Below are 23116 nucleotides of genomic sequence, written 5' to 3'. Positions count from 1 at the left end.
TGGGCTAAACAGCGCGCTTCCGCAGTTTGCGACGCTCGCGCTCCGACAGGCCGCCCCAAATTCCGAAGCGCTCGTCGTTGGCGAGGGCGTACTGCAGGCACTGGTTGCGAACCTCGCACGAGGCACAGATCTTCTTGGCGTCCCTGGTCGAGCCACCCTTTTCAGGGAAGAAGGCTTCAGGGTCGGTCTGCGCGCAGAGCGAATCAGACTGCCAAGCGAGGGAGTTGTCATCCCCAGTGTTCGGTCGTACCCCGGGTACTCCCAGACGAACAGGATCGATGAACCAGTCATCGGGTACCCCGGGACGATATTCTGATGCCGACATATCGTCTCCCCCCTCATGCCATCGTCCACGAATTGAACGACACGACTAATTACACCCGTGTAGTTCATGTTTCGTCAAGTCGCAGATGCTAAACCCTCAATAATGAATAGAAGGTTTAGGCGCGCCGGGAATGGTCGGGGAGTTTAGTTTCAGACGGCGGCACCAGCGGATGCGGCCTGCCGGGATTCCCACGCGCTCTGCACCATCTCTTCCAGGGTGTGCCGCATGGCCCAATCCAGGTCGCGGGCGGCCAGCTCCCCAGATGCCACGATGCGGTCGGGGTCGCCGGCGCGACGCGGTGCGATCTCCGGCGTGAAGTCGATGCCGGTGACCGCTGCAACGGTGCTCATGATCTGGCCGACGGATACGCCGTCGCCGCTGCCGAGGTTGTAGACGGCCTCGATCGAGTCGCCGGCATCCAGTCGACGGGCGGCAGCCACGTGGGAGATGGCGAGGTCGGCGACGTGGATGTAGTCGCGCACGCACGTGCCATCCGCCGTGTTGTAGTCGTTGCCGTTGATGCGCGGGGTGCGGCCGGCCAGCAGCGCCTCGAAGACCAGCGGGAAGAGGTTGTGCGGGCTAGTGTCGCGGAGTTCACGGGCTCCGGAACCGACAACGTTGAAGTAGCGCAGCGAGGTGTGGGCGAGGCCGGCAGCGACGCCCTGGTCGCGCAACAGCCATTCGCCGATGAGCTTGGACTCGCCGTAGGGCGATTCGGGGCTCTTCGGGGTGGCCTCGGTGACGAGGTCGGTGTGCGGCGTGCCGTAGACGGCGGCGCTGGAGGAGAAGACGATGCGGGAGACATCCGCTTCAGCCATGGCGGCCAGCAGCACGGCTGTCGCGGTGACGTTCTGCTCGTACGTGTGCAGCGGGCGCTGCACTGACACTCCGGCGTACTTGTATCCGGCCACGTGCACAACGCCTGAGATGTCGTATTCGGCGAAGGTGCGGCGCAGGAGGTCGGCGTCGAGGATGGTGCCCTGCACGAAGGGAACACCGGCAGGTACGAACTCGGCGTGGCCGCTCGACAGGTCGTCTACGACAACGACATCGATTCCATCAGCGAGGAACGCACGAACCACGTGCGACCCGATGTAGCCTGCTCCGCCGGTGACCAACCATGCCATGTGTGCCTACTCGCATTCCGTCGGCGCCCAGTGCGATCGACGTCACCACCCTATCGGGGGGTGCAGCACTCTCCCGTGATTGAGGAACGAGCGCCAGAGAGTGTCTCGACATTTCGTTGATTGAGGAGCGCCCGAGGAACGAGGCCGCGAGTCGAAATCATCGTGGGCGTCGTTGGTTGAGGAGCGCCCGAGGAACGAGGCCGCGTCTCGAAACCATCGCCGGCCGACCTCTGAACTGTGGCCGGGTTTCGAAATCTGCTCACGAGGTTTCGAGGCGGCCGCGACCGGCCTTCCTCAACCAGCGGAGTGGTGCATGCCGCTGTTGCGTTCTCGCAGTTCCGGCGTGCCATAGCCATCGCCACGCAGCCGACGCACGCTCTCGATCACTCCCCACAACCCAATGGCCCCGAGGGCCAGCATCAGAATTATCATGGCAGAAACGCTACGCATTGCGATTAACTGCCGCGAGTGGCAGGATTGCCAGTAATCGACATATTCCTGCCATCTGCGTGACCGCTGACGGCATCCGTTCTCCCGGTCAGATTCGCCAATCAAGGAGCGAGACAATGCTCAACAAGATCGTCTGCGTTGCACTGCCAGGCATGGCGCCATTCGAGTTCGGTGTAATCTGCGAGGTCTTCGGCATCGACCGGAGCGACCAGGGCGGCCCCGTCTTCGATTTCCACGTCGGCGCCGCAGAGCCAGGCCCCATCCGCACCAAGCTCGGCTTCGACATCGTGGTGCATGAAGACCTCTCAGGGGCAGCGGATGCCGACCTCGTCGCCATCCCCGCGTACCAATACGGCACAGAGGTTCACCCAGAGATCCTGCGGGTCGTCCGCGAGGCAGAGGCACGCGGCGCCTGGGTGCTCAGCGTCTGCAGCGGGGCGTTCGTGCTGGGCGAAGCCGGCATCCTTGACGGGCGCCGCAGCACTACGCACTGGATGTACACCGACCAGCTTGCCCTCGAATACCCGCAGACGATCGTCGACCCCGACGTATTGTTCGTCGAGGACGGCAAAGTCGTCACCGGCGCTGGCACGGCAGCCGGCATCGACGCCGCGCTGCATATCGTGCGCAAAGACCTCGGCGCCGCAGCCGCCAACATCATCGCCAGGCGCATGGTGGTGCCTCCCCAGCGCGACGGCGGGCAGTCGCAATTCATCCAGACGCCGGTCGTCGAATGCCAGAGCGACTCGTTCGCGGCCATCACAGAGTGGATGCTCGGCAACCTCGACCAGGACCTGACGGTCGACCAGTTGGCGCGCAAGTCGCTGATGTCGTCGCGCACGTTCGCCCGTCGGTTCAGGGCCGAGCTCGGCACGACCCCGACGGCGTGGCTCAACCGACAGCGCCTGCTGCGCGCACAACAGCTGCTGGAGGAGACCACCAGAAGTCTGGAGTCCATCGCCGCCGACACCGGCTTCGGCGGGGCTGCGGTCATGCGCCATCACTTCGTGAAGGTGCTGCAGACCACACCGACGGCGTACCGCCGCACGTTCGGGGCGCGCGTTCTCGCCAGCTGACGGGTCTCGAGACGGCCATGGCGGACCTCCTCGACCACCGGCATCCGCTGATTGAGGAGCGACCGAGGAACGAGCACGCGTCTCGAAATCCGCTCCCGCCGCATCCTGGCGCGCGAAAACGCGCTGGGCGCGCGTTTAACCGCGCGCCCAGCGGAAAAGCGCGCGCCCAGATGAAATCAGCACGCGAGGCCGCGTCTCGACATCGGCGCGCCGAAGGGTCTCGAGACGGCCTGGCGGCCTCCTCGACCACCGGGGGCGCGTCCGCTACTGCGGCATCGCCAGGAAGACCTCGCCGACGCCGGCGAACGTCACGGTGCCCTCGTCGGGCGTGATGAAGACGGCCTCGCCGCGCTTCAGCGCCATCGACGACGACTCCCCCGCCACCAGGAACCCGCCCGTGAGGCACAGAGCGATCGCCGGGCCGGCCAGCTCCACCTGGCGCATGGGAGGGAGGGCGCCGGCGGCAGCCGCATCCGCTTCAATGTGCACGAGCTGGAATTCGGGCACAGGGGGCGTGAAGACGCTCACGCCGGGCGAAACCTCACGCGGCGCCAGGTACGGAACCGGCAGCGGTGCGAAGTCGAGCACGTCGAGCAGTTCGTCGACGTCGATGTGCTTGGCGGTGAGGCCGCCGCGCAGCACGTTGTCGGAGGCCGCCATCAGCTCAACGCCGAACCCGAACAGGTAGGCGTGGATGTTGCCGGCTGGCAGGTACAGCGCCTCGCCGCGCTTGAGGGACACGCGGTTGAGCAGCAGCGAGAGCACGATCCCCGGGTCGCCGGGGTACGCGACAGAGAGCGAGCGTACGGTCTCAAGCTCGCGGAGGAAGCTGATGTGGGCGCCGCCGTCGGCCAGGAACAGTGCCTGCTCGGCGAGCGCCACGACCCGTTCGACCAGCCAGACGACTTCACCGCTGTCTTCGCCGCGTCCGTCGCGCAGCAGCCACTCGACCACGTCGTGCAGGGCGTCGTCGCCCACCAGTCGGCGCTCGAGGGTATCGAGGGCTTCGGCCTGCGGGGCATCCGTTGTGGCGTCGATGGCGCGCAGTTCGTCGAAGATCCGGTGGATCTCTGCGATGGTGCGGAACCCGCAAAGCGCCTCGAAGGTCTCACTCAGCGCGTAGATGAGTTCTGGCTTGGGGAACGGATCCTTGTAGTTGCGGTCGAAGCCGTCGATCGGCATCCCGGCGGCGTTCTCCAGCGCGAAACCGAGGCGCGCCCGTTCTGCTGAGGGGTGCGCTTGCAGTGAGAGGGGCTTGGCCGCCGCCAGGAGCTTCAGCAGGAACGGCAGTTGCGGCGTCTCTCCGGTGGTCGTCGTTCCGTGCTTCTCGCCCAGGGTGTCAACGGGGGCCGCGGCGATCCACTCCTTGAGGTCGCGGGCGCCACCGACCTGCACCGGCTCAGCAATGATCGAGGGCGACCCGATGTGGGCGCCCAACCATAGTTCGGCTTCCGGGGCGCCCGACGGCGCGCGCCCCAGGGCTGCGGCGATGGCATCCGTCGCGCCCCACGCATACCCGCGCGGTGTATTGGTGATGCCCACAAACATGGTTGGCTCCTGACCTACTCCGTTTAGACCAAACTACCAATCGCTTTGAGCGGACATGCCCGGACTTCTAGGCTGACCTCGGACGGGGGTCACCCCTCGGCTACGACCGCACGAGGCGGCCGCATACTATGCAACGGAGCGCAGGCATGACATTTGAGCTACTCGACAGCGATTTCTACAGCTACGAAAGCCTCTTGACCGAACGGGAGCAGTCGGCGCTGGCCGACATCCGCGCCTACCTCGACACCGACGTCAGGCCCATCGTGAACGGATGCTGGGATCGTGCCGAGTTCCCCTCCCAGATCATCAAGCCCCTCGCCAACCTCGGAATCTTCAGCTTCGCGTGGCCGGAGACCGCCCCGTTTGAGTCGTCGGCTGTGTTCCGTGGTTTCGTGGCCATGGAACTGGCGCGCGTTGACGCATCCGTTGCCACCTTCGTCGGCGTGCAGAACGGCCTGGCCATGGGCTCGATCTCGGTGACCGGGTCGCAGGAACAGCGCGACGAGTGGCTGCCGAAGATGGCGTCCGGCGAGATTGTCGGAGCGTTCGCACTGACCGAACCACTGTCGGGCTCCGACTCGGCACAGGGGCTCACCACCATCGCCACGCGCGACGGCGACAGCTGGATCCTCAACGGCCAAAAGCGCTGGATCGGCAACGCCACGTTCTCCGACATCACCATCATTTGGGCGAAGAATGCCGAAGACGGGCGGGTGTTGGGGTTCATCGTCCCGACCGACACCGAGGGCTATTCCGCCACGAAGATCGAGGGCAAGATCAGCCTGCGCAGCGTGCAGAACGCTGACATCACGCTTGAGAACGTGATCGTGCCTGAGCACAACCGCCTGCAGAACGCGAACTCGTTCAAGGACACCGCCAAGGTGCTGCGCCTCACCCGCGCCGAGGTTTCCTGGGCCGCTGTGGGCAATGCCATCGGAGCATATGAGGCGGCCGTTGCATATTCCAAGGAGCGCATCCAGTTCGGCAAGGCCATCGGCGGGCATCAGCTGGTGCAGGACCTGCTGGTCAAGAGCCTCGGCAACATCACCGCGAGCCTTGGCATGGTGGTGCGCGTCTCGGAGATGCTCGACGCCGGCACCCAGCGCGATGAGCACTCCGCGCTGGCCAAGGCATATACGACGTCACGCATGCGCGAGACGGTGGCCTGGTGCCGCGAGCTGTTCGGCGGCAACGGCATCACGCTCGACTACGACGTGGCACGCCACTTCGCCGACGCAGAAGCGATCTATTCCTACGAGGGCACCCAGGAGATGAACACCCTGATTGTGGGCCGCACCATCACGGGCAAGGCCGCGTTCGTCTAACCCGTCGTAGCCATCTCCCCCGCTGATTGAGGAGCGACCGAGGAACGAGGCCGCGTCTCGAAATCGGATCACGGTGGTCTCGAGACGGCCGCGAGCGGCCTCCTCGACCAACGAAGGAGGGCCCGGTTCCACTGGAACCGGGCCCTCATCGTGTCTGCTGCTCTATCGAGCGGATCGTGCCGAACGCCAGCGGACGATGAACCAGGCAGCCGTGCCTGCCAGCAGCAGGGCGAGCACCAGCACGATGGCGGGTGCGGCGCGTCCGGCGGTCACGCTTTCTGCACCGTCCTTGAGCTGAACGGTGCCGGCAGCAACCTGGCTATTGCCATCCTGGAGCTTCACGGTGCCGACGGCGAGTTCTGATGCGCCTGCCGAGAGTTCACCGGCCCCGGCGGAGAGCTTGCCGGTACCAGCGGCCAGTGTCGAAGAGCCGACCGCCAGTGCCTTCGTGCCGTCCGCGAGGGTGGTTGCACCGGCGGAGAGCGTCTGCGCCCCGCTCTGCAGGGTGCCTGCACCCGTTGCGAGCTTGTCTGCCCCTGTGGAGAGTGCACTGGCTCCGACAGCAACGGTGTCGATGCCGGTTGCCAACGAGGAGGCGCCGACGGCGAGTTTGCTTGTTCCCTCGTTGAGCGACTGCGCCCCGGCGGAGACAGACCCGGTCCCTGTTGCGAGAGTTGCAGCTCCCGCGGACAGTGAGCCGGTACCTGCGGCCAGGTCTGTGAGACCAGAATTGAGGTTCTGGGAGCCGGTGGTGACCAGTCCTGCACCTGCACTGAGCTGCTGGAGTGCGCCGTTCAGGTCGCTGGCACCCGTGCTGACCTTGGCCGCGCCGGCGTTGACCTGCTTCGCTCCCCCTGACAGCTCTGCAGACTTGACCGCGAGCGCCTGCAAGTTGGCGGTGACGGTCGCGGCGTCGATTACGCCTGCTTGTGCACCTGCGGCCAGATTGGCGATCGCGGTGGCGAGACCTTCCGCACCGACAGCTACGACGTTCGCACCGGCAGCCACGTTGGCCGCACCGACGGCGAGGCCCAAATTAGGGTGCGCTGTGGCACCGGTTGCCTGGGCGAGACCTGACGAAACTTGGCTCGCACCAGCAACGAGGCTGGCCGAACCGTCACGCAGTTGTACCGCGCCCGCGTCGACAGCGCCAGCACCGGCAGCGAGTGCGGCAGCACCGGCAGCGGCCTGACCGGCGCCCGCAGCCAGCGCGGCAGCGCCGTTCGCTGCCGACGATGCGCCTGAGGCGACAGACTGCGCTCCTGCGTTGGCGGTTCCTGCGCCGATGGCGAGCCGGTTGGCGCCGTCGAGGCTGGTGAGCGAGCCGTTGAGCAGGTCATCGGCGCCGGCGGCTGCCTTCGCAGCCCCGGCAGCAACGCTTTGGGCGCCGACATCGGCCCGGGTTGCGCCCGCTGCCAATTCAGCCGCGCCGCTCTCGGCCGTGGCGGCTCCGTCACTCAGGGTCGACGCTCCGGCCGCGAGCTCTGTCGCACCGTCAGCGACCTGGGTAGACCCGTCCTGGGCCTTGCTGGCGCCCGAGGTGAGTTCGGCGGCGCCGCTGGCCAGCTTCCCCGTTGTGAGGAAGAAGAACACCAGCATGGCGACCAATAAGAGGCTCACCGCGATGGCGGCGATGCGAAGGCCGACGCCGCTGCGGCTGGCGGTGGGAAATGCTGCAGAACTCATCATTGAGTACTCCTGATAGTGGGTTCGCGAAGCGCGCACGAAGGCGCGCGCACGCTCTTATGCGGAGAGGGTGCAGGAAACGAAAATCAGCGCTGGTCGGGTGAAAAAGTGGTCCGGGTCGAGGGTCAGGCACTGAAGTGTGATGACCGTAGCAGCACACATCACACCCCGTCTGGCAGTAGCAAATTTTCTGCGATCCGCTCCAACGCAAGCGGATGCCGGTGCGTTCACGTTGTCGAGTTCCTACAAGGAAAAAGTCAAACTGTGATCTTTGCCCACCGGACACTGCGAGCGGTCGCCCAAGGGAGCGGCTCGACCGCACTACCCTAGGAACATGCCAGCCGTCCGCAGCCGCTTCGCCGTTCGTATGCTTGCGACGCTGACGTTCTTCACGCTGCTGGCCGGCCAGTTCTGGCGCAATCTGCTCGGGTGGTGGGGTTTCGGCGCCGTGGGTGTGCTCGTCCTTGTCTGGTGCATCGTGGCGCTGGTGCAGCTGAAGCCCGACTGGATGTGGCGCAGCTTTCCCAAATCACTCGTTGCCTTCGTCGCATTGTCTGCGCTGTCGATTGCCTGGTCGTTCTACCCTGGGGCAAGCGCGATCGGGGTGCTGCTGCAGCTGGTCACCACAATCGTCGCCCTGTTCCTCGCCCTGGCTCTGACCTGGGCAGAACTGCTCCGCACCCTGTCAGCGGCACTGCGCTGGATTCTCGGACTCTCCTTGTTATTCGAATTCGTCGTTGCCGTGTTCGTGCGTCACGCCGTGCTGCCGTTCTGGGTGGACTACGGCACGGAGAAGATCCCGATGGCGTTCTACTGGTCTCGCGGACTGCTGCTCAGTGGCGGACCGATCGAAGGAATCGTTGCCAACCGCAACCTGCTCGGATTTGTGGCGCTGCTGGCTGTGATCGTTTTCGCCATTCAGCTGCGGGCCCGAACGGTGAAACGCAGCTGGGGCATCGTCTGGCTGGTTCTTGCCGTCGCCATGCTGGCGCTCACCCGGTCGGCCACGGTGACGATTGCCGGTGTTGCCGTTGTCGTCGTGCTGCTCTTTGCACTGTGGACGCGTGCCGCCGGTCCGAACCATCGTCGACCTGTCTATGCGACGGCCACCGCGCTCATCGTCGTCGGTATCGCGGCCGTCGCAACGCTCAGCCCATTCGCGCTGAAGCTGCTCGGCAAGAGCGAGGACCTCACCGGACGCTTTGACATCTGGAACAGCGTGATCGCCCTGGCGAGCCAGCGCCCCGTCTTCGGCTGGGGCTGGGTGAGCTACTGGGCGCCATGGGTCGAGCCATTCAACGGTCTCGCCGTGCGGAAGGGCGTCACCTACCTGCAGGCGCACAACGCCTGGCTGGACGTGTGGTTGCAGCTCGGCATTGTCGGGTTGATCGTGTTCGCCGCTCTCGTGCTCTCGACGCTCTGGCGCTCCTGGTTCCTCGCCGTGGATGCTCCGCTGGTCGAAACCCCCTCGCTGGTCGAGGAGGCCGTCCACGGCCGTCTCGAGACCGGCTCACGCGATTTCGAGACGCTCGCTGGCACTCGCTCCTCAATCACCGGGGAGGCTCCCTCCCCAATCAACGAGGGTCGATACGTACCGGGGCCTGTCCCGGCATCCGCTCTCTTGCCGCTGCTGATCATGGCCGCGCTGGTCGCCCAGAGCGTGGCGGAGAGTCGCATTTTGATTGAGTCCGGTTGGGTGCTGCTCGTGGTGCTGGCCGTGACGACGAAACGGCAGCAGCGCACCAATGCGCCGATGCCGTAGCGGTAGCGTAGATCCCCTATGACCACGCGCCGCAAGTTCCCCGCAGTGGAGCCATTGTGGCTCTTGCTGGCTTCGCCGCGGTTTGCGTCGTCGCTCACCCAGGTCATCATTGGCGTCGCGTTCTCCACGCACCTCATTCGCAGCACGATGGGCTGGCCAGGCCTGATCGGCATTCTGGTCGCCACCGTCGTGCTGGCCGCGCTGTCGATGGTCGCTCGCCGCGACACCATTGAATGGCATGGCTTGCTCCCGGTCTCGATCCTGCTGTTCCTCGGCTGGGCGGTGGTGTCTCTCGCCTGGAGCAACTACCCCAGGTCCACTGCGGTCGGCGTCGCCTACCTGCTGGCGGTGGCCTTCCTCGGCATCTACGTCGCGCTCGTGCGCGACACCATTCAGATCACGCGTGCCGTTGGCAACGTGCTTCGCGTGCTGCTCGGCCTGTCCATCGTCCTTGAGGTGCTCTCGGGGCTGCTGCTTGATGTGCCGATCGCGTTCCTCGACATCCGCGGCAACATCTCGCACCTCGGACCCATTGAAGGCATCTTCGGTTCGCGCAACATGCTGGCACTCGTCGCCCTCATCGCCGGCGTGACCTTCGTCATCGAGTGGCGCGCCAGGTCGGTGCCGCGCAGCGTGGGGATCGGTTCCATCTGGCTGGCAGCCATCTGTCTCGTGCTCACCCGCTCCCCCGTGATGATCCTGGCTGCGCTGGCGATGCTCGTTGCTGCTGCCGCGCTGTACTGGTTGCGACGCACCCCGGCCGAAAACCGATGGATGCTGCAACTCGGCTTGCTGACGACGGCCCTCGTCGTGCTCGTCGTGGCCTGGATCAGCCGTACACGCATCCTGCAGGCCATGAACGCCGGCAGTGAGTTCGACGTGCGATACACGCTGTGGCGCGAGATGTGGCGGATGACGAAGGTGCATCCAATTGAGGGCTGGGGCTGGGCCGGTATCTGGCCGCACGAGGTGACGCCCTACGGCTGGCTGGATTTCAGCACCAACCAGACGCACGCATCCGGTCTCAATGCATACCTTGATGTCTACCTGCAGCTGGGCTTCGTCGGTTTCCTGCTTTTCCTGGCTTTGGTGATTCTCGCGTTCGTGCGCTCGTGGCTGTTGGCCTCAGACAAACGACCCGTCGTTTTTGTCTGGCCGGCACTCGTGTTGGTGATCCTGCTCACGACGAGCCTGGCCGAGAGCAACATCCTCGGGGAGTTTGGTTGGCTGCTGCTCATCATCTGCGCGGTCAAGGCTGCGCAGGGCATGAGCTGGCGCACAGCGCTGATGCGCAAGTCACAGGTCACTCCCCCGCCGGTCGAGTAGCCCCACTGCTCCGCTGATTGAGGAGCGCCCGAGCCCGCGAGGCCGCGTCTCGAAATCCCGCAGCACTCCCCGCGCGAAATCCCCGATTGCTGGGCAAATGCCTCGATCTACCGACCCACAGCCTTCGTTCAGCGAGCTTCCCGCGCCAATGCACTACGGTTCATAAAGTGACCGATTCCACTACCGGCCGCGCACGACGCGCGCGCAAGAGCAGCGACGCGCGTTCGTCGACATCCGAACCCGCTACCGCGGCGCGCCACGCCCGCAAGCACCGCGGATCGCGGAAGAAGGTGATCATCCTCGCGACCAGCGGGCTGGTCATCGTGGGTGTGCTCGTGGCCGGCGGTTGGCTCGCTTCGCGCGTGCTCACCGCGAAGTCGGCTCTCGAAGAGGCTCAGGGTCTCGTTGGCACCGTGAAAGACCAGGCCACCAGCATGGACTTCTCCGGCATTGGCGACACTTCGAAGAAGCTCTCCGAACTCACGACCACCGCTGTCGAGCAGACCGAAGACCCCACCTGGCGAGCTGCTGAGCTCCTCCCCGTCGTCGGGTCCAACCTGACAGCCGTGCGCAAGCTCGCCGTCGTCGTCGACGATATCGCCCAAGACACCGTTGCGCCGCTGGCCAGCATTGCCTCCGGCCTCAGTATGAATCTGTTGAAGCCCGTTGACGGCAAGCTCAACATCGACCCGATCGTGCAGCTGAGCAGCGCGATGGGTCCGGCAGCGACCGCGTTCCATGCATCCACCGTCAAGGCGGCTGCGATCGACTTCGACGGCACGATCGGCCAGGTCGCGGCTGCCGGCGACAAAGTGAACGGGATGCTGGCCACGGCCGACCCGCTCATCGCAAAGGTCAACGAAATCATGGCCGTCGCCCCCGACATGCTCGGCGCAAACGGCCCCCGCACCTATCTCCTCATCTTCGAGAACCTCGCCGAGACCACGGCCCTCGGCGGGACCGCGGCAGCGCTGTCAGAAGTCACCGTCGACAACGGCGGCATCAGCATCAGCCGCCAGGCATCCAGCCAGGACTTCCCGTGGCGTACCGACAACCCCGTGATTCCGATCGACCCCGCAGTATCCGCGGTCTTCAACCCCAACATGTACCTGGCTCTCAACTTGGCGACGAGCCGGCCTGATTTCCCGACGGCCGCGAACATTGCATCCGCTTTCTGGCAGCAGGACATTGGCGGCACCCCGGATGGCGTCATTTCGATCGACCCCGTTGCTCTCTCCCACATTCTCGGCGCCACCGGCCCGGTTGCGATGAGCACCGGCGATCAGCTCAGCGCTGACAATGCGGTGGCGTTGCTACTCAACGAGATCTACTTCCGATACCAGGGGCCAGATGGATACAAGCAGACAGATGCGTTCTTCGAGGAAGCAGCGAAGAACATGTTCAGCGCGCTGATGAGCTCAAACGCGGAACCCAAGGTACTCCTCGGGTCGGTGATGCAGGGCGTCACCGAGCACCGCATCATGGCATGGAGCTCGCATCCTGAAGAACAGGCGATCCTGGCCAATTCTCCGATGTCCGGCATCCTGCCGACCACCAACGACGAGGCCAGCACCACCGGAGTTTTCTTCCGCGATATGTCTGTATCAAAGATGGACTTCTACCTGCAGACCGCGGCAACCCTCACAACGGATGCTTGCACCTCACCTACACCCACATTCACTACCTCGGTGGACCTGCACTCGAACATCACCGAAGAGCTGGCCGATGCGCTGCCGGCGTACGTGGCCAGCGGCTCCGTTGAATTATGGGACAGCAATAAGTTCAAGACTCAGGTGTTCGTGTACGGCCCGCCCGGAACCACGCTGTCGGGAAACTCTGTCACCGTGGGCGGAGATGCCGAGACATTCGTCGACTATGCCGGCACCGATCTCGGCCGACCTGTCGCTACCTTCTACGTGATGCTGGCGCCAGGAGAGACCAAAACGGTCAGCGCCACGTTCACCGGGCCCGAGGGAAACTATGCGGCCCCTGCAGTCTGGACGACGCCGATGCTCAATCCAACCACAGTGACGGTACAGGCCGAAGGCTGCGCCTCCCAGTAGCGATCGTTGGCTTGCCCTGCGGCGCTTCTGGACTCGATGGCGTAGACCTGCCGATGAGACTATGCGATCGACGGGGATCGGCGCGTGTCAGGCGGCACACAGGAAAAGTAGGTCTTGCCAGCATGGGGCTGTTGCGCCACTCTACGGGTCGGCCACAGCAGCCACTCCACATTGATTGTGACGGTTAACAAGGCCTAGTGAATGAAGCGCTCACTCCAAAGCGCACGCGCAATGATCTTCTGATCGCGCTCATAAACGATTGCCCGCAGTATGACGGCGATAAGGATGCCAATCACTGCTCCGAGCGAGTTTGACGCCACATCGATGACAGTGGCAAACCGGGCACTTAGCGCGAAAGCCTGGGTCACCTCAATCGCAATAGACATCGCAGGGCAGATAATCAGCGCCAACCACCAAACCCGCGCTGGCAGCAGCAAGGCGACGAGGAACCCGAGCGGGATGAACATCAGTACGTTGGCCGAGAATTCGAGTTTGTTGTACCCAAACCATAGAGGCACCCCGTTGCGGTACATCACCGAGAAGAGTTTGTTGATTGAAGCTTCGTAACCCTGATCAAGAGGCGTGGGCCACATCGTGGCCAAGAGAACGATCGTAGCGTAACCCGACAGCGTCAGTGCGCCGACCCATACTCGAGCCCTGCTCTTGGGCGGTTCAGCGGTAATCATGCAGGCCCTCCTTTTGCACAGCGTATTGCCGTTGTCCGGTGTCCCCATCACGTTCTTGCGGCAACCGCCAACTGTGCGGGGTGCGCCAAGCTACTCGGCGGTTTTCGATCCCTGGCGCGCCCATTCAAGGAGTCCGATGACTCCATCCTGGAACGGCACCTGCGGGTCGTAGCCGAGCAGTTCCCTCGCCGGGGTGATATCGGCGAACGCGGCTCGGACATCACCCAGTCGGAAGCGATCGCTAGTCTCCGGTGCCGGGCTGCCAGCAGCAGCAGCCAGAATTGAGGCATAGTCGAGAAGGCTGCCTGCGGCTCCCGAGCCAATGTCAACGAGTCCGAACCCAATCTCCCCTGGCAGCGCGATTGCGGCCGAGAGTGCGCTAACGACGTCGTCCACGTGGACAAAGTCACGAATAATTCCCCCACCCTCGTACACGTTGATAGCCTCACCGGAGATTGCCTGGCGAGCGAAATACGTAAGCACTCCCGTGTAACTGTTTTCTAGGGCCTGGCCAGCGCCGTAGACGTTTTGTAGCCGCAAAATGCGCAGGGGAACGTTCATCGAAGCGCACCAGGACGACAACATGTGTTCTTGGGCGAGTTTGGTAGCTGCATATACATTGGTCGGGCGAGCTTCGACCGTAGTGGCGTTGTGAGCGACAGCCGTCCCCTCTTCACCACTGGGTCCGATTGGATCCCACTTGGCATCGCTCAGCTGTCGCTCGCCGCGCGGTGTCGCGTAGTAAGGCTCGCCCTGACCGGTCGTCCACTGCCCCTCACCGTAGACGGCACGAGATGAGGCAAGGACAATCGATTCCGGTCGGTGGCCACCATTTGACAGCGCATCGAGCATACGTGCGGTTCCGGTGACATTAACCGATGCATGTCGGTAGGACTCGGTGAGCGACTGCCCAGTACCCGTCTCTGCAGCAAGGTGCACGATGATATCGGGCGCATGATCTGCGATTACCGAGTCCCAGCTCGACGCCTGTGTCACGTCGCCGATTCGCTGCTCCGCCTCGACAGGGCTGTCTACAGGCCAAGAGTTTGTTGCGTGAACCTGCGGGTGCAGGTTGTCGAGCAGAATCACCTTGTACTCACCAACAAGGCGCTTAGCGAGCCTTGTGCCGATGAAGCCGGCTCCGCCTGAGATCAGTACGGTCTTGACGCGTGTCATCTGTATTTTTTTCCCCGCTGCTATCTGATTTTTTAGTGACTATCGGCCTAATTCAGACCATTGGCTGGCTACCGATGCCACACTGCCAATTCGTCTTTGACACTATCGAAAATATGGCCAGACCTATCGCGCACTCGCTGCTAGGAAAAGAGCCCGGGCTTCCTCAGCGCTGGACCGTTGGCGCACCATCGGCAGCGATTGCTGCTGCCAGATCCGCATAGGACTCTTGTATTCCCTGAGCGGTGCCACGCGCCGATAGCTGCGTGGATTTCGCGAAGACCAGCATTTTGTAGGTCATCATGAGCCAGGTCAGCGCAAATCCTTCGAATCCATCTCGATACCCGCGTTTCCATACGAAACGACGCAAGAACTCGCGGGTCACCCCTCGAACAAGCCACATTGCGCCGGGGCGTTCTCCACGCTTCAGGAGTTGTTCGGCCTCAATGGTGGTGTACCGATCCATCTTCGAAATGAAGTTGGACCAATCCGTGTAGTTGAAGTGGTAGATGCTCAAAGCGTCCGTCGGCTCAAGGTACTCGATCTTCGAGCCGGGCTGAACATTGGAAAAATTGTGGATTGTTCCGGTCAGTACCATCGCCCGTTTCCGGAAAAAGCGCAATTGTCGATCATCCGAAGGACTCCAACCCGTGTGACGTATGGCCTTGCCCACCATGTAGTTGAGCCGCGGAATCGAGACAACGTCACACTCGCCCTGAACAGCGAGGTATTTGATTCTTGACCCGAGACTCGGCGGAGCGATCTCGTCCGCATCAAGGAGGAAGACCCACTCGTGCGTTGCTGCATCAACCGCCTGTTGGCGGGCAGGGTCTGCAAATCCGTACTCCGGTACCTGAATTACTCGTGCGCCAAGCCTCTTCGCGATTTCGACTGTGTCATCGGTGCTCGCCATGTCGGCCACGAGGACTTCGTCTACGAAACCGAGGAGTGACTTGATCGCCTGCGCAATGTAAGCGCTCTCATTTCTCGTATGGATGATTCCGGTGATCTTCGAACTGGACATATCGGGCCTTCAACGTGAGTACGGACAAATGAACCATGACATGTGCCCGACGAGTCTCATCGGAACACATTCTTAAGGAGATAGCGCAGGTTCTCACGGCTGAACAGCCAAATCAAACCAATGAAAACGATAGTTGCGACGGCGCCAGCGCCGATAATAGCTACGAGGTTGGGGTCCGAAACAATCATGCGCATGGGGAAAACAACAACCGCGAAAGCAATAGTCGCATACAGCCATGGCTGCAACACCGGGCGAACCCAGGAGAAATGGACGTGCCTACGTGCTACAAAAACGAGCATTACAGAAACAACTTGCACAAGCGCGTTGGCATAGCCGTAGCCTATGACCCCAAAGCTCGAGACCATCCACGGAACCAGGGCCCATGTGGCAGCAAACCACGCGATCGCGAACCAAAGCGGGATGAGCGGCCTCCCTAGGGCGTTCAAGAGCGCCATAAGCACACTCGATGTGGGCGCAACAAGGTTGGCCAAAAGGAGGAAGTACAGCATTGGCACGGCTGGCAGCCATTGCGCGCCATATATGACTTTCGTCACGTCCGTTGCAAAGAAGGCCAGGAACATAGTTATGGGTGCGACCATTGCGTTGGCCCAGAAAAGAACCTTGGTAATCGCTCCCCCGAGTGCATCTGGGTTGTCCTTGACTCGCGACAATACGGGGAAGAGAAGCCGTGAGACGATCACCAGCGTGTAAGTTCCGACAACGGCCACCTGCTGGGCCCAGTTGACGTAGCCTGCTGCCGTCGCGCCGATAACGATGCCTATGAACATCGGGTTTACGGAATCTTTCACCGTCGAAATGACGCTGACCCCGATGTAGGGCAGACCGAAACTGAAACGGCCCGTCAGCTCCCCCTTTCCAAAGACAACGGAGGGAAACGCGCGACTCGCCTTGACTGCGGCAGGTACCACCAGAATGTTGGAAACTGCCAAAGCAACCCCAAGGGCGACCACGCCGAAATTCGAGAAAGCGAGCCACACTGCGATGAGGTTGAACGTAATGGGCTGGATGAGGAGGAGTAGCCCCAACTTGCTGAAATCGAGATTTCGTTCAAGCACCACAACTGAAATCGACGTCAGCGGCGCGGCGAGAACAGCAAGCGCCGCAAACCAGAGAGACCACATCGTGCCGGGGACGTCGAGGAGAGACTCAAAGTATGGAGCCATTAGCACGATACAAATCGCCAGGACCACGGCCATCACCATTTGCGCGGTGAACACCGCCGAACGTTCACGGTGTGTCGGTTCGTGCTTCTGCTGGATGAGACTCGCCGCCAACCCGCCATCTGTGAGGAGTTTGGTCAAGCCTGCGACAAAAACGATTAGCGCATACGCCCCAAACTCCGAAGGGGTGAGTAGACGCGCCAGAAATATGCCGCCAAAGAAAGTGACAACAAGGGTCACGATTTGCCGGCCGATCAGCGCGATGCTGCCTCGGGCCGCGCGCTTCGCAATGGACATGGAATCGATCGAGCTCATTCGCCGTCTTCCTTCTCGCTCACGAATTGAGCTCCTGCGCTGAACTGACCTCGCTGCACGGGAACACGACGCCAAATTGCACTGGATCCCCTCAAACAGTGAACCGCCACGAAGGCTTCGTCTCCCCAATGGCCACGAATACCATAATCTCAATCCGTTGTAGGCCCAGGTCCGGAAGCGCGCTCCGAGATTTACACCATTTCACGGGACTTGGCCGCCCTATCGAACCACATAAACCCACGAAAGCGTCCGGCTGCGCGGCTTCCAACAAGAATAATCCCAAGCATCAGGACGGTTTGAATGAGGGAAACATAACTGAGGGCGAAGAAGTCAGTGGAGAACTTAAAGACAGTTGCGTAAACCAGAAACGCCAATATCATCGATTCTCTTCGGATCGTCGGCGTGCCAACCGCCTTAGGAAAGCCAGATTGCACCATGGCGAAACTACGCGTTAGATATCCGACGATCAAACCGTAGGCCAATCCGACTAGGACTGCGCCAATCCAACCAAAGTTCACGAACCCCCACAGCGGCCCCGGCAGCCGGAACCCTCCGGAGTCTATGGTAGAGATGTCTACACCAGGGTAGGTAACCGACAAGCTCCACACTGATGGGTTCCACTGGAAATGACCCGGTATAAGGCCACCGATGAACGTCAACCCATGCGGGTAGTACGGGTTTGCCAGCCAGGCTTGCAAGAATTGGAACTGGTCATGGACATCCGGCGCACCAGCAGCCACGCTCGCAAGGAATCCAACTGGGGCCACATCCATTGCATCGCCAAAATTGCCGATGCCTAGGGCCGCGAAGACGAAGTAGGACGCGCTTCCAGCGAAGTAAACCGCGAGCAAGGCAAGAAAATAGAGAACCATTCCTCGCTTTCGCGCGGCGACAAGTATCCCGATGAGGAGCAAAACCCCGCTGATAGCCGGCCCGCGCTGCAGAGTCAGGATAAGGATCGCAACTGACCCCAGGAACACCACGATCCACGCTGGCTTGCGACGCAAGATCGCGTACATCGTCAACAATGGGACCAACACGGCTAGCGCAGATGTGCATGCGCGGTACAGGACGGCGACCTTCGCATAGCTTTCGGCGTAGCTGCCCTTCATGAACTTGGCAGCGAATGGGTCCGCAGCAAGTGCTGGCACAAATCCCATTACTGCGAAGGACACCACCACACCAACACAGGCGATGAGAGTCACGATCATGACTCTCCGCGGGATCGTTGAAACAATCCGATCCTTAGGGATGGTGAACTTGGAGATGCGATCTGCGTTGCTGCGGCGTAAGGCCAGCCACGAGCCGCCGACAGTTCCGACCACAGCGGCGACGTACCCGATCGCCATGATTGCAGTGTACTGGCCAAGCACATCGCTTGATACCCGGCGCCCGCCGCCCAGGAGAAGGAGAGGAATGATGTATGCAACGATCCCAAACACAAGCTGAGTGTGCGCCAGTATGTTCCAGCGATTTGGCCACACCACGTAAGAAATTACGGCAAACCCGAGCAGGCTGACGCAGAGAATAGCCGGACGGAGGTCAAATGAAACAGAGGAGCTCTGTCCGCTCGCGATATTTTCGATGAACACGAAAGCAATCGCTAGTACGAGCGACACGCCAAAAGTGAGCAAAAGCTGCACCCGCACGACGCCAACCCGTTCTACCAACCGAACAGAAGCATCCGAAAGCCAACTATTCAATGCGAGCACCTTCGGCACCTACGCTCCTTCTTCCAGCCCAAGTGAAACTAATCTAAGTGAAACTAGCGGTGAGTGTTGATGCGCGCGTTTCGCGGCGGCACGGCCCCGTGTATCCGGGTGGCATAGGCGCCTTCAGGCACTGGCTTCTTGAATTTCGCAGGGGCACCCGCGTACAGTGCATGCGTACGCTGAAGGCCCTTAACTACAACAGATCCCATTGCAACGACTGAGTACGCTGGTACAGCGGCGCCCATCACCAAGTTGCATCCCCCACCAACCATTGCGTAGTCACCAACAGTGATCGGCGCAATGTCCAAGACATTGTCGGCGACGTCAATGCCATGCGACATGAAGACTGTGCGGACGCCCGCGATCGTTACGAATTCGCCAATAATGACGCCGCCAGACGCATCGACATAGTGACGACTCGTGAACGAGGAGTGCTCACCTAAGTGAAACGTCCCCGAGTGAGCTGATTCAGTTTCGTTAGTCAGAAAGGGCGCCGAAGAGACCCAATTCAGCTGCCCGATTTCAGAGTGCTTCTCCAGGACAACCTTCGGAACGGAACGAAAGGCATTCAACGGTCCCACTCTGGCGAAGTCACCGACGGTGAGGATGGTATTCCCAGCGATGAGGATCGGGGCGATGGACGCTGACATCGACACATCGTGGCCAAGGAGATTCAACACTCTGTTCTTCAACTTGCTACTCGGCCACAGACCGACAAGCGACGATAGCGCTCGCTTCATGGTTCCCCTCTTTCATGAATCCGACCAACCCCAAGAGCCTACCGCGAGAGATAGTCGCCACTGGCCGATGCCGGCGGCGCGGCAGGTTGAGGAGACGCCGTTCTACTCGATGAAGTCCCGCACCCAGTTCTCGATGGCGTACTTCTCGAATCCTTCAGGCATTCCGACGGGCTTTGGAAGCTTCGAGAGTGCTGCAGAGAGTCGCTCGCTAGCTCCAGGGCTGTCGTAGTCCTCCATCACAATAATCCGAGAGTCGTCGTAGAATTCCGCGTCGAGAATCGACTTGTTACCTGTCACGAGGATCGCCCCGCTAGCGAGCACCTCAAAGGTCCTCATGGTGAGTCCCGTTTGCTGGCTGCGCTGGATGTCAAGCACTGCCTCCGAGGCATGGAAAATGCCCGCGACCTGAGTCTTAGATAGCTTCTCGAAGGAAACTTCCGACCACTTCACCCCCCGAGAGTCTCCGGAGATGTACTTCTTCAGGAAGAAATACCACCGCGCAGGCACATAGAAGAAACTAAACGTGCGCTCAAAATTCCCGAAAAGGCGGGAGACGAATAGGTGCCTATCCGAATGAAGGGTACCCACAAAAGCGATTTGGTTTTGCCGTTGCCCATCGATTCGGGGAGCACCGAATTCGCGTGCAAAGAATAGGGGCTTCAAGGTAAGCCGATCGTTCGCCGCAACGTCCTTGGGATCGAAGCTGTACAAATCGTCCATCGCAGGGAACAACAAAGTGCAGTTCGAGCCCGCCGGAATTGCATCAAAAGAGTAGTAGATGAACTTCGCGTTTGGTTGGCGTTTACGCAACTCGTGGACAAACCACAACGGGACGACTTCACCCTTGACAACAAGGAGGTAGTCGTAGTGACGGTCAAACACGTTGGCCAGAATCTGGCGATAGTAACGGCGCACCAGCGGCTCGGCCCGAGCACCCGCCACTCTGAAGAAAGCACGCGCCATTGTGGAGTTACTCGGACGCTCGTCGAAAAAGTCGACCTCGACCTCTTGCGCTTCAAGCGCGTCCCGGATGTCATTCTCATAGCCAAAGAAAGCGGGGCTCAGGAGGAGCATTCTCTTCTGGGTGCTCATCGCGTTGATCAAATTCCTTGGTCTCGAGCGGACGGTCACCCCGGGTCCGGAACGATTTGCCGCTGTTCCTATCGTATGTGGGCTGTCTACGTTGACTGGCCCAATGCAACGGGGGCAATCCTGGGTGTTGCCTAGTCACTAAGATCGTGAGAGGCCTGGCCGACGCGCGCTATTCGAGACCTTCGTCCAATGCCCTTCTTGCGGGTCCAGCATGAGTCCACAGTGTTTCTTCTTCCCCTGGCTTGCAGAATCGGTCCCAAGCCGCGGCGTCGTTGCACGACCCTTCTCCTGGCTGTCCCCAAGCAACGAAATGGAAAAAATGCCCGATCTGGCTCAAGTGTGTGTTGTCATCGTGAACTTCAACTCTGCTCACCACGTCGAAGCATGCGTGGCATCGCTGAGCGATCCGGAAATCGTCTCTATTACGATCGTCGACAACGGATCCCGCGCATCCGACAGACCCGTCCTTGAAGCAATTCAGTCCAGGGATCTTCGCGTCCAGATTGTCTGGAGCGATCTAAATCTCGGCTTCGCCGGCGGCGTCAACTTGGGCGTGGCGAATTCTCCGGCATCCGCGTCGAATCCATTGTGGATTCTAAATCCAGACACGGTCGTCATGGCCGAGGCCGCTGGCCGCCTAGCCCGTTTTCTCTCTGCTGACGCCGGAGACATCGTTTCGCCTCTGATTATGACTGGGCACGGCCCTGACGCTGAAGTGTGGTTCGCAGGCGGGGAGCTCGACACAAAGCGGGGTGTGTCATGGCATTGGGGTACGGGCAAACTCAGTTCCAAGATACCGAGTGAACCAACTGCGTCACCCTTTATTACAGGTGCCGCACCAATGCTACTGAAGTCGACTTGGGACCGGCTAGGTGGGATCAGCAATGACTTCTTCTTGTACTGGGAAGATGCAGACTTGTCTGTGCGCGCAGTCAAACTTGGCATGAAACTCTTCGTAGTTCCTGAGGCTGTAATTTGGCATGAGCAAGGTGGTTCCACTGGTCAGGCAGGGGGCGGGAACAGCCCGGGATACTATTACTATGGGCAGCGGAATCGCATCTTGATTTGCGCGCCGGAGACGGGAATCATCAACCTACTTTTCGGCTCTGGCATCCGCGAGACCGCCCGACTACTCGTACAGCCACTCATCGACACCCGCCCGCGCTGGGCGAAGTTCTCAGCGTCGTTCGCGGGCATAGTTGACGGTAGCCGCGGAAAGACTGGGCGAGGTCGCTACTAACTACCCGTTCTGTCCTTGAACGCAAGCGGAGTCAGCACCGATGCCATGCCGACCGGTCTACGGGAAAGCATCGATCACCAAATCCGGGCGGCTAAATTTGGCGCGGCCTATTGCTGCGACTGGTCAAGTGCCGCGGCGAGTACCGGCCAGCCGCCAGTACCAGTCCCGCGCTGGACCCTCTCCACGATCACACGATCGAATTCGCCCACTTGTGCAGTTTCGGCAAGCCCCGCGAACGTTACATCCTCAAAGAAACCGGAAAGTTGCGTTTGCATCTGAGTCATCAGAAATGAGTCGCCCAAGATAAGCGTCCTGCCGGGAACTAAGGGGTGGCCGTCTGATACTGACGAAAAGTGCATCTGCTTTGCGCCGGATGGCGCAATCGTTTCGCGACCGGTCGTCACGACACCATGGCGCTTGTACGATGCCGTCGAAACTTCGTCGAGGTCGGCCAGTCCCATCATCCGATTCAGGTCGGCAACGGCCATGCGCGGAACGCTAGAGACGGGGCCATCAAGGTCTTCAAGGACTGGCGCCGGTGCCTGACCGTCAGCGACCAGCCTCCGCAACAGGGCGACCGTCATCGACGTAGCTCCTTGCGCGTTCCAGTGAGTGTCGTTGGTGAAATATGCGTTTGCAGTGGCTTCGTCTATTGCTTTGACTTGGTCCCACAGTGCCAGCACCGGAAAGCCACCTTCAGCCGCCCATGACTCGAAGTGGGCGCGCACGAAGTTGCTGCAGCGCAAAAGATCGGGCGATATCTGATTAACGATGTCGTGTCGGATCGAGGACTTGTCTGGGGCGACTACGAAGAGCGCATACTTTCCGGCTGCGGCCATGGCCGCATCGCCGTCAGCGATGTTCTTTTTGACTTCGGCCAAGGTGCCTTCAGTTTCACCGCACGGCAACAGGAAGTCATCCGCCAGAAACGGCTGGCCGTCCGCCCCAAGTACTACCCGCGGGGTTGGGCTGCGTCCAAGCACATGGACCGATAAGTTCCCGATTGCCTCGGCAACTCCCACCTGCGCACCAATTCGATCCCTCAACGCCGCATCGATGCCACGATACGTTGACGTGTGGGCGATCGTTGAGTTTGTGATGACGGGGAACGCGACTGATTCTCGATTTTGTGCACCTGCCGGGTCTCCAGGAATCGCCCACACTGCCAAGAGCGCCACACTGAACAGCCCGACGATCAGCTGCGGGCCGATCCCACCCCATCTGCGGGTCGGCTTGCTTGCGTCGATGTCGCGCGATTGCACCAT

General features: G+C 61.4%; 19 protein-coding genes. 6 read left to right on the top strand and 13 right to left on the bottom strand.

All coding sequences use genetic code 11. The annotated features are described in order from the left end of the window. Positions 1 to 4: 4 nt before the first annotated feature. The 3 genes from AC25Z0_RS12375 to AC25Z0_RS12365 all read right to left on the bottom strand — a co-directional run bounded on the left by AC25Z0_RS12375 (position 5) and on the right by AC25Z0_RS12365 (position 1884). Complete coding sequence (locus tag AC25Z0_RS12375) at positions 5 to 325, bottom strand: WhiB family transcriptional regulator (RefSeq protein WP_488119961.1); 321 nt, start codon at positions 323 to 325, stop codon at positions 5 to 7. Between the two features lie 149 nt (positions 326 to 474). Next, entirely contained in the window at positions 475 to 1452 is a 978-nt protein-coding gene (gene galE, locus AC25Z0_RS12370; protein WP_488119960.1) for a UDP-glucose 4-epimerase GalE, read from the bottom strand. A gap of 294 nt (positions 1453 to 1746) precedes the next feature. Continuing rightward, positions 1747 to 1884, bottom strand: coding sequence for a hypothetical protein (locus AC25Z0_RS12365; protein ID WP_488133396.1), 138 nt, complete (start codon positions 1882 to 1884; stop codon positions 1747 to 1749). A 134-nt stretch (positions 1885 to 2018) separates the two neighbouring features. Here AC25Z0_RS12365 and AC25Z0_RS12360 point away from each other — a divergent pair, with 134 nt between their 5' ends. Further along, entirely contained in the window at positions 2019 to 2978 is a 960-nt protein-coding gene (locus tag AC25Z0_RS12360; protein ID WP_488133395.1) for a GlxA family transcriptional regulator, read from the top strand. Between the two features lie 264 nt (positions 2979 to 3242). Here the strand turns inward: AC25Z0_RS12360 and manA are convergent, their stop codons facing one another. Next, a complete protein-coding gene (gene manA, locus AC25Z0_RS12355) occupies positions 3243 to 4526 on the bottom strand; it encodes a mannose-6-phosphate isomerase, class I (protein ID WP_488133394.1) in 1284 nt (427 codons plus the stop codon). Positions 4527 to 4672: 146 nt separating this feature from the next. Here manA and AC25Z0_RS12350 point away from each other — a divergent pair, with 146 nt between their 5' ends. After that, positions 4673 to 5851 carry an acyl-CoA dehydrogenase family protein gene (locus tag AC25Z0_RS12350; RefSeq protein ID WP_488133393.1) on the top strand — a complete coding sequence of 393 codons (1179 nt, stop codon included), beginning with the start codon at positions 4673 to 4675 and terminating at the stop codon, positions 5849 to 5851. Between the two features lie 162 nt (positions 5852 to 6013). On the opposite strand, the gene AC25Z0_RS12345 is transcribed toward AC25Z0_RS12350, so the two are convergent. Then, entirely contained in the window at positions 6014 to 7540 is a 1527-nt protein-coding gene (locus AC25Z0_RS12345) for a hypothetical protein (protein ID WP_488133392.1), read from the bottom strand. Between the two features lie 331 nt (positions 7541 to 7871). Here AC25Z0_RS12345 and AC25Z0_RS12340 point away from each other — a divergent pair, with 331 nt between their 5' ends. The 3 genes from AC25Z0_RS12340 (at position 7872) to AC25Z0_RS12330 (ending at position 12688) form a co-directional block, all read left to right on the top strand. Then, complete coding sequence (locus AC25Z0_RS12340; RefSeq protein WP_488133391.1) at positions 7872 to 9299, top strand: O-antigen ligase family protein; 1428 nt, start codon at positions 7872 to 7874, stop codon at positions 9297 to 9299. Positions 9300 to 9317: 18 nt separating this feature from the next. Continuing rightward, complete coding sequence (locus AC25Z0_RS12335; protein WP_488119953.1) at positions 9318 to 10625, top strand: O-antigen ligase family protein; 1308 nt, start codon at positions 9318 to 9320, stop codon at positions 10623 to 10625. A 167-nt stretch (positions 10626 to 10792) separates the two neighbouring features. After that, entirely contained in the window at positions 10793 to 12688 is a 1896-nt protein-coding gene (locus AC25Z0_RS12330) for a DUF4012 domain-containing protein (RefSeq protein WP_488133390.1), read from the top strand. A gap of 194 nt (positions 12689 to 12882) precedes the next feature. On the opposite strand, the gene AC25Z0_RS12325 is transcribed toward AC25Z0_RS12330, so the two are convergent. From AC25Z0_RS12325 to AC25Z0_RS12295, 7 genes are all read right to left on the bottom strand, one after another. Next, a complete protein-coding gene (locus AC25Z0_RS12325; RefSeq protein WP_488133389.1) occupies positions 12883 to 13374 on the bottom strand; it encodes a VanZ family protein in 492 nt (163 codons plus the stop codon). Between the two features lie 90 nt (positions 13375 to 13464). Then, the gene (locus AC25Z0_RS12320; RefSeq protein WP_488133388.1) at positions 13465 to 14550 is read right to left on the bottom strand and encodes an NAD-dependent epimerase/dehydratase family protein; all 1086 of its coding nucleotides are present in this window, start codon (positions 14548 to 14550) and stop codon (positions 13465 to 13467) included. Between the two features lie 163 nt (positions 14551 to 14713). Next, a complete protein-coding gene (locus AC25Z0_RS12315) occupies positions 14714 to 15571 on the bottom strand; it encodes a glycosyltransferase family 2 protein (protein ID WP_488133387.1) in 858 nt (285 codons plus the stop codon). 56 nt (positions 15572 to 15627) lie between these two features. Beyond that, positions 15628 to 17067: an oligosaccharide flippase family protein gene (locus AC25Z0_RS12310; protein WP_488133386.1), complete on the bottom strand. Its 1440-nt coding sequence runs from the start codon at positions 17065 to 17067 to the stop codon at positions 15628 to 15630. A gap of 191 nt (positions 17068 to 17258) precedes the next feature. Beyond that, positions 17259 to 18788: a hypothetical protein gene (locus AC25Z0_RS12305; protein ID WP_488133385.1), complete on the bottom strand. Its 1530-nt coding sequence runs from the start codon at positions 18786 to 18788 to the stop codon at positions 17259 to 17261. A 44-nt stretch (positions 18789 to 18832) separates the two neighbouring features. Next, complete coding sequence (locus AC25Z0_RS12300; protein ID WP_488133384.1) at positions 18833 to 19429, bottom strand: acyltransferase; 597 nt, start codon at positions 19427 to 19429, stop codon at positions 18833 to 18835. A gap of 192 nt (positions 19430 to 19621) precedes the next feature. Beyond that, the gene (locus AC25Z0_RS12295) at positions 19622 to 20611 is read right to left on the bottom strand and encodes a WaaS/CpsH family glycosyltransferase (protein WP_488133383.1); all 990 of its coding nucleotides are present in this window, start codon (positions 20609 to 20611) and stop codon (positions 19622 to 19624) included. Between the two features lie 310 nt (positions 20612 to 20921). On the opposite strand from AC25Z0_RS12295, the gene AC25Z0_RS12290 reads away from it, so the two are divergent. After that, positions 20922 to 21851: a glycosyltransferase family 2 protein gene (locus AC25Z0_RS12290; RefSeq protein ID WP_488133382.1), complete on the top strand. Its 930-nt coding sequence runs from the start codon at positions 20922 to 20924 to the stop codon at positions 21849 to 21851. A 107-nt stretch (positions 21852 to 21958) separates the two neighbouring features. On the opposite strand, the gene AC25Z0_RS12285 is transcribed toward AC25Z0_RS12290, so the two are convergent. Next, the gene (locus AC25Z0_RS12285; RefSeq protein WP_488133381.1) at positions 21959 to 23116 is read right to left on the bottom strand and encodes an alginate O-acetyltransferase AlgX-related protein; all 1158 of its coding nucleotides are present in this window, start codon (positions 23114 to 23116) and stop codon (positions 21959 to 21961) included.

The organism is Leifsonia sp. Y862 (genome assembly GCF_057669585.1).
Note: the sequence above shows the minus strand (reverse complement) of the source record. Positions and strands in the feature narration are given on the sequence as shown.

What these genes read in the sequence shown, in the direction of transcription:
- AC25Z0_RS12375 (WP_488119961.1), bottom strand. Translation starts at nt 325, where the DNA reads ATGTCGGCATCAGAATATCGTCCCGGGGTACCCGATGACTGGTTCATC.
- galE (WP_488119960.1), bottom strand. Translation starts at nt 1,452, where the DNA reads ATGGCATGGTTGGTCACCGGCGGAGCAGGCTACATCGGGTCGCACGTG.
- AC25Z0_RS12365 (WP_488133396.1), bottom strand. Translation starts at nt 1,884, where the DNA reads ATGATAATTCTGATGCTGGCCCTCGGGGCCATTGGGTTGTGGGGAGTG.
- AC25Z0_RS12360 (WP_488133395.1), top strand. Translation starts at nt 2,019, where the DNA reads ATGCTCAACAAGATCGTCTGCGTTGCACTGCCAGGCATGGCGCCATTC.
- manA (WP_488133394.1), bottom strand. Translation starts at nt 4,526, where the DNA reads ATGTTTGTGGGCATCACCAATACACCGCGCGGGTATGCGTGGGGCGCG.
- AC25Z0_RS12350 (WP_488133393.1), top strand. Translation starts at nt 4,673, where the DNA reads ATGACATTTGAGCTACTCGACAGCGATTTCTACAGCTACGAAAGCCTC.
- AC25Z0_RS12345 (WP_488133392.1), bottom strand. Translation starts at nt 7,540, where the DNA reads ATGATGAGTTCTGCAGCATTTCCCACCGCCAGCCGCAGCGGCGTCGGC.
- AC25Z0_RS12340 (WP_488133391.1), top strand. Translation starts at nt 7,872, where the DNA reads ATGCCAGCCGTCCGCAGCCGCTTCGCCGTTCGTATGCTTGCGACGCTG.
- AC25Z0_RS12335 (WP_488119953.1), top strand. Translation starts at nt 9,318, where the DNA reads ATGACCACGCGCCGCAAGTTCCCCGCAGTGGAGCCATTGTGGCTCTTG.
- AC25Z0_RS12325 (WP_488133389.1), bottom strand. Translation starts at nt 13,374, where the DNA reads ATGATTACCGCTGAACCGCCCAAGAGCAGGGCTCGAGTATGGGTCGGC.
- AC25Z0_RS12320 (WP_488133388.1), bottom strand. Translation starts at nt 14,550, where the DNA reads ATGACACGCGTCAAGACCGTACTGATCTCAGGCGGAGCCGGCTTCATC.
- AC25Z0_RS12315 (WP_488133387.1), bottom strand. Translation starts at nt 15,571, where the DNA reads ATGTCCAGTTCGAAGATCACCGGAATCATCCATACGAGAAATGAGAGC.
- AC25Z0_RS12310 (WP_488133386.1), bottom strand. Translation starts at nt 17,067, where the DNA reads ATGAGCTCGATCGATTCCATGTCCATTGCGAAGCGCGCGGCCCGAGGC.
- AC25Z0_RS12300 (WP_488133384.1), bottom strand. Translation starts at nt 19,429, where the DNA reads ATGTCAGCGTCCATCGCCCCGATCCTCATCGCTGGGAATACCATCCTC.
- AC25Z0_RS12295 (WP_488133383.1), bottom strand. Translation starts at nt 20,611, where the DNA reads ATGAGCACCCAGAAGAGAATGCTCCTCCTGAGCCCCGCTTTCTTTGGC.
- AC25Z0_RS12290 (WP_488133382.1), top strand. Translation starts at nt 20,922, where the DNA reads ATGGAAAAAATGCCCGATCTGGCTCAAGTGTGTGTTGTCATCGTGAAC.
- AC25Z0_RS12285 (WP_488133381.1), bottom strand. Translation starts at nt 23,116, where the DNA reads ATGGTGCAATCGCGCGACATCGACGCAAGCAAGCCGACCCGCAGATGG.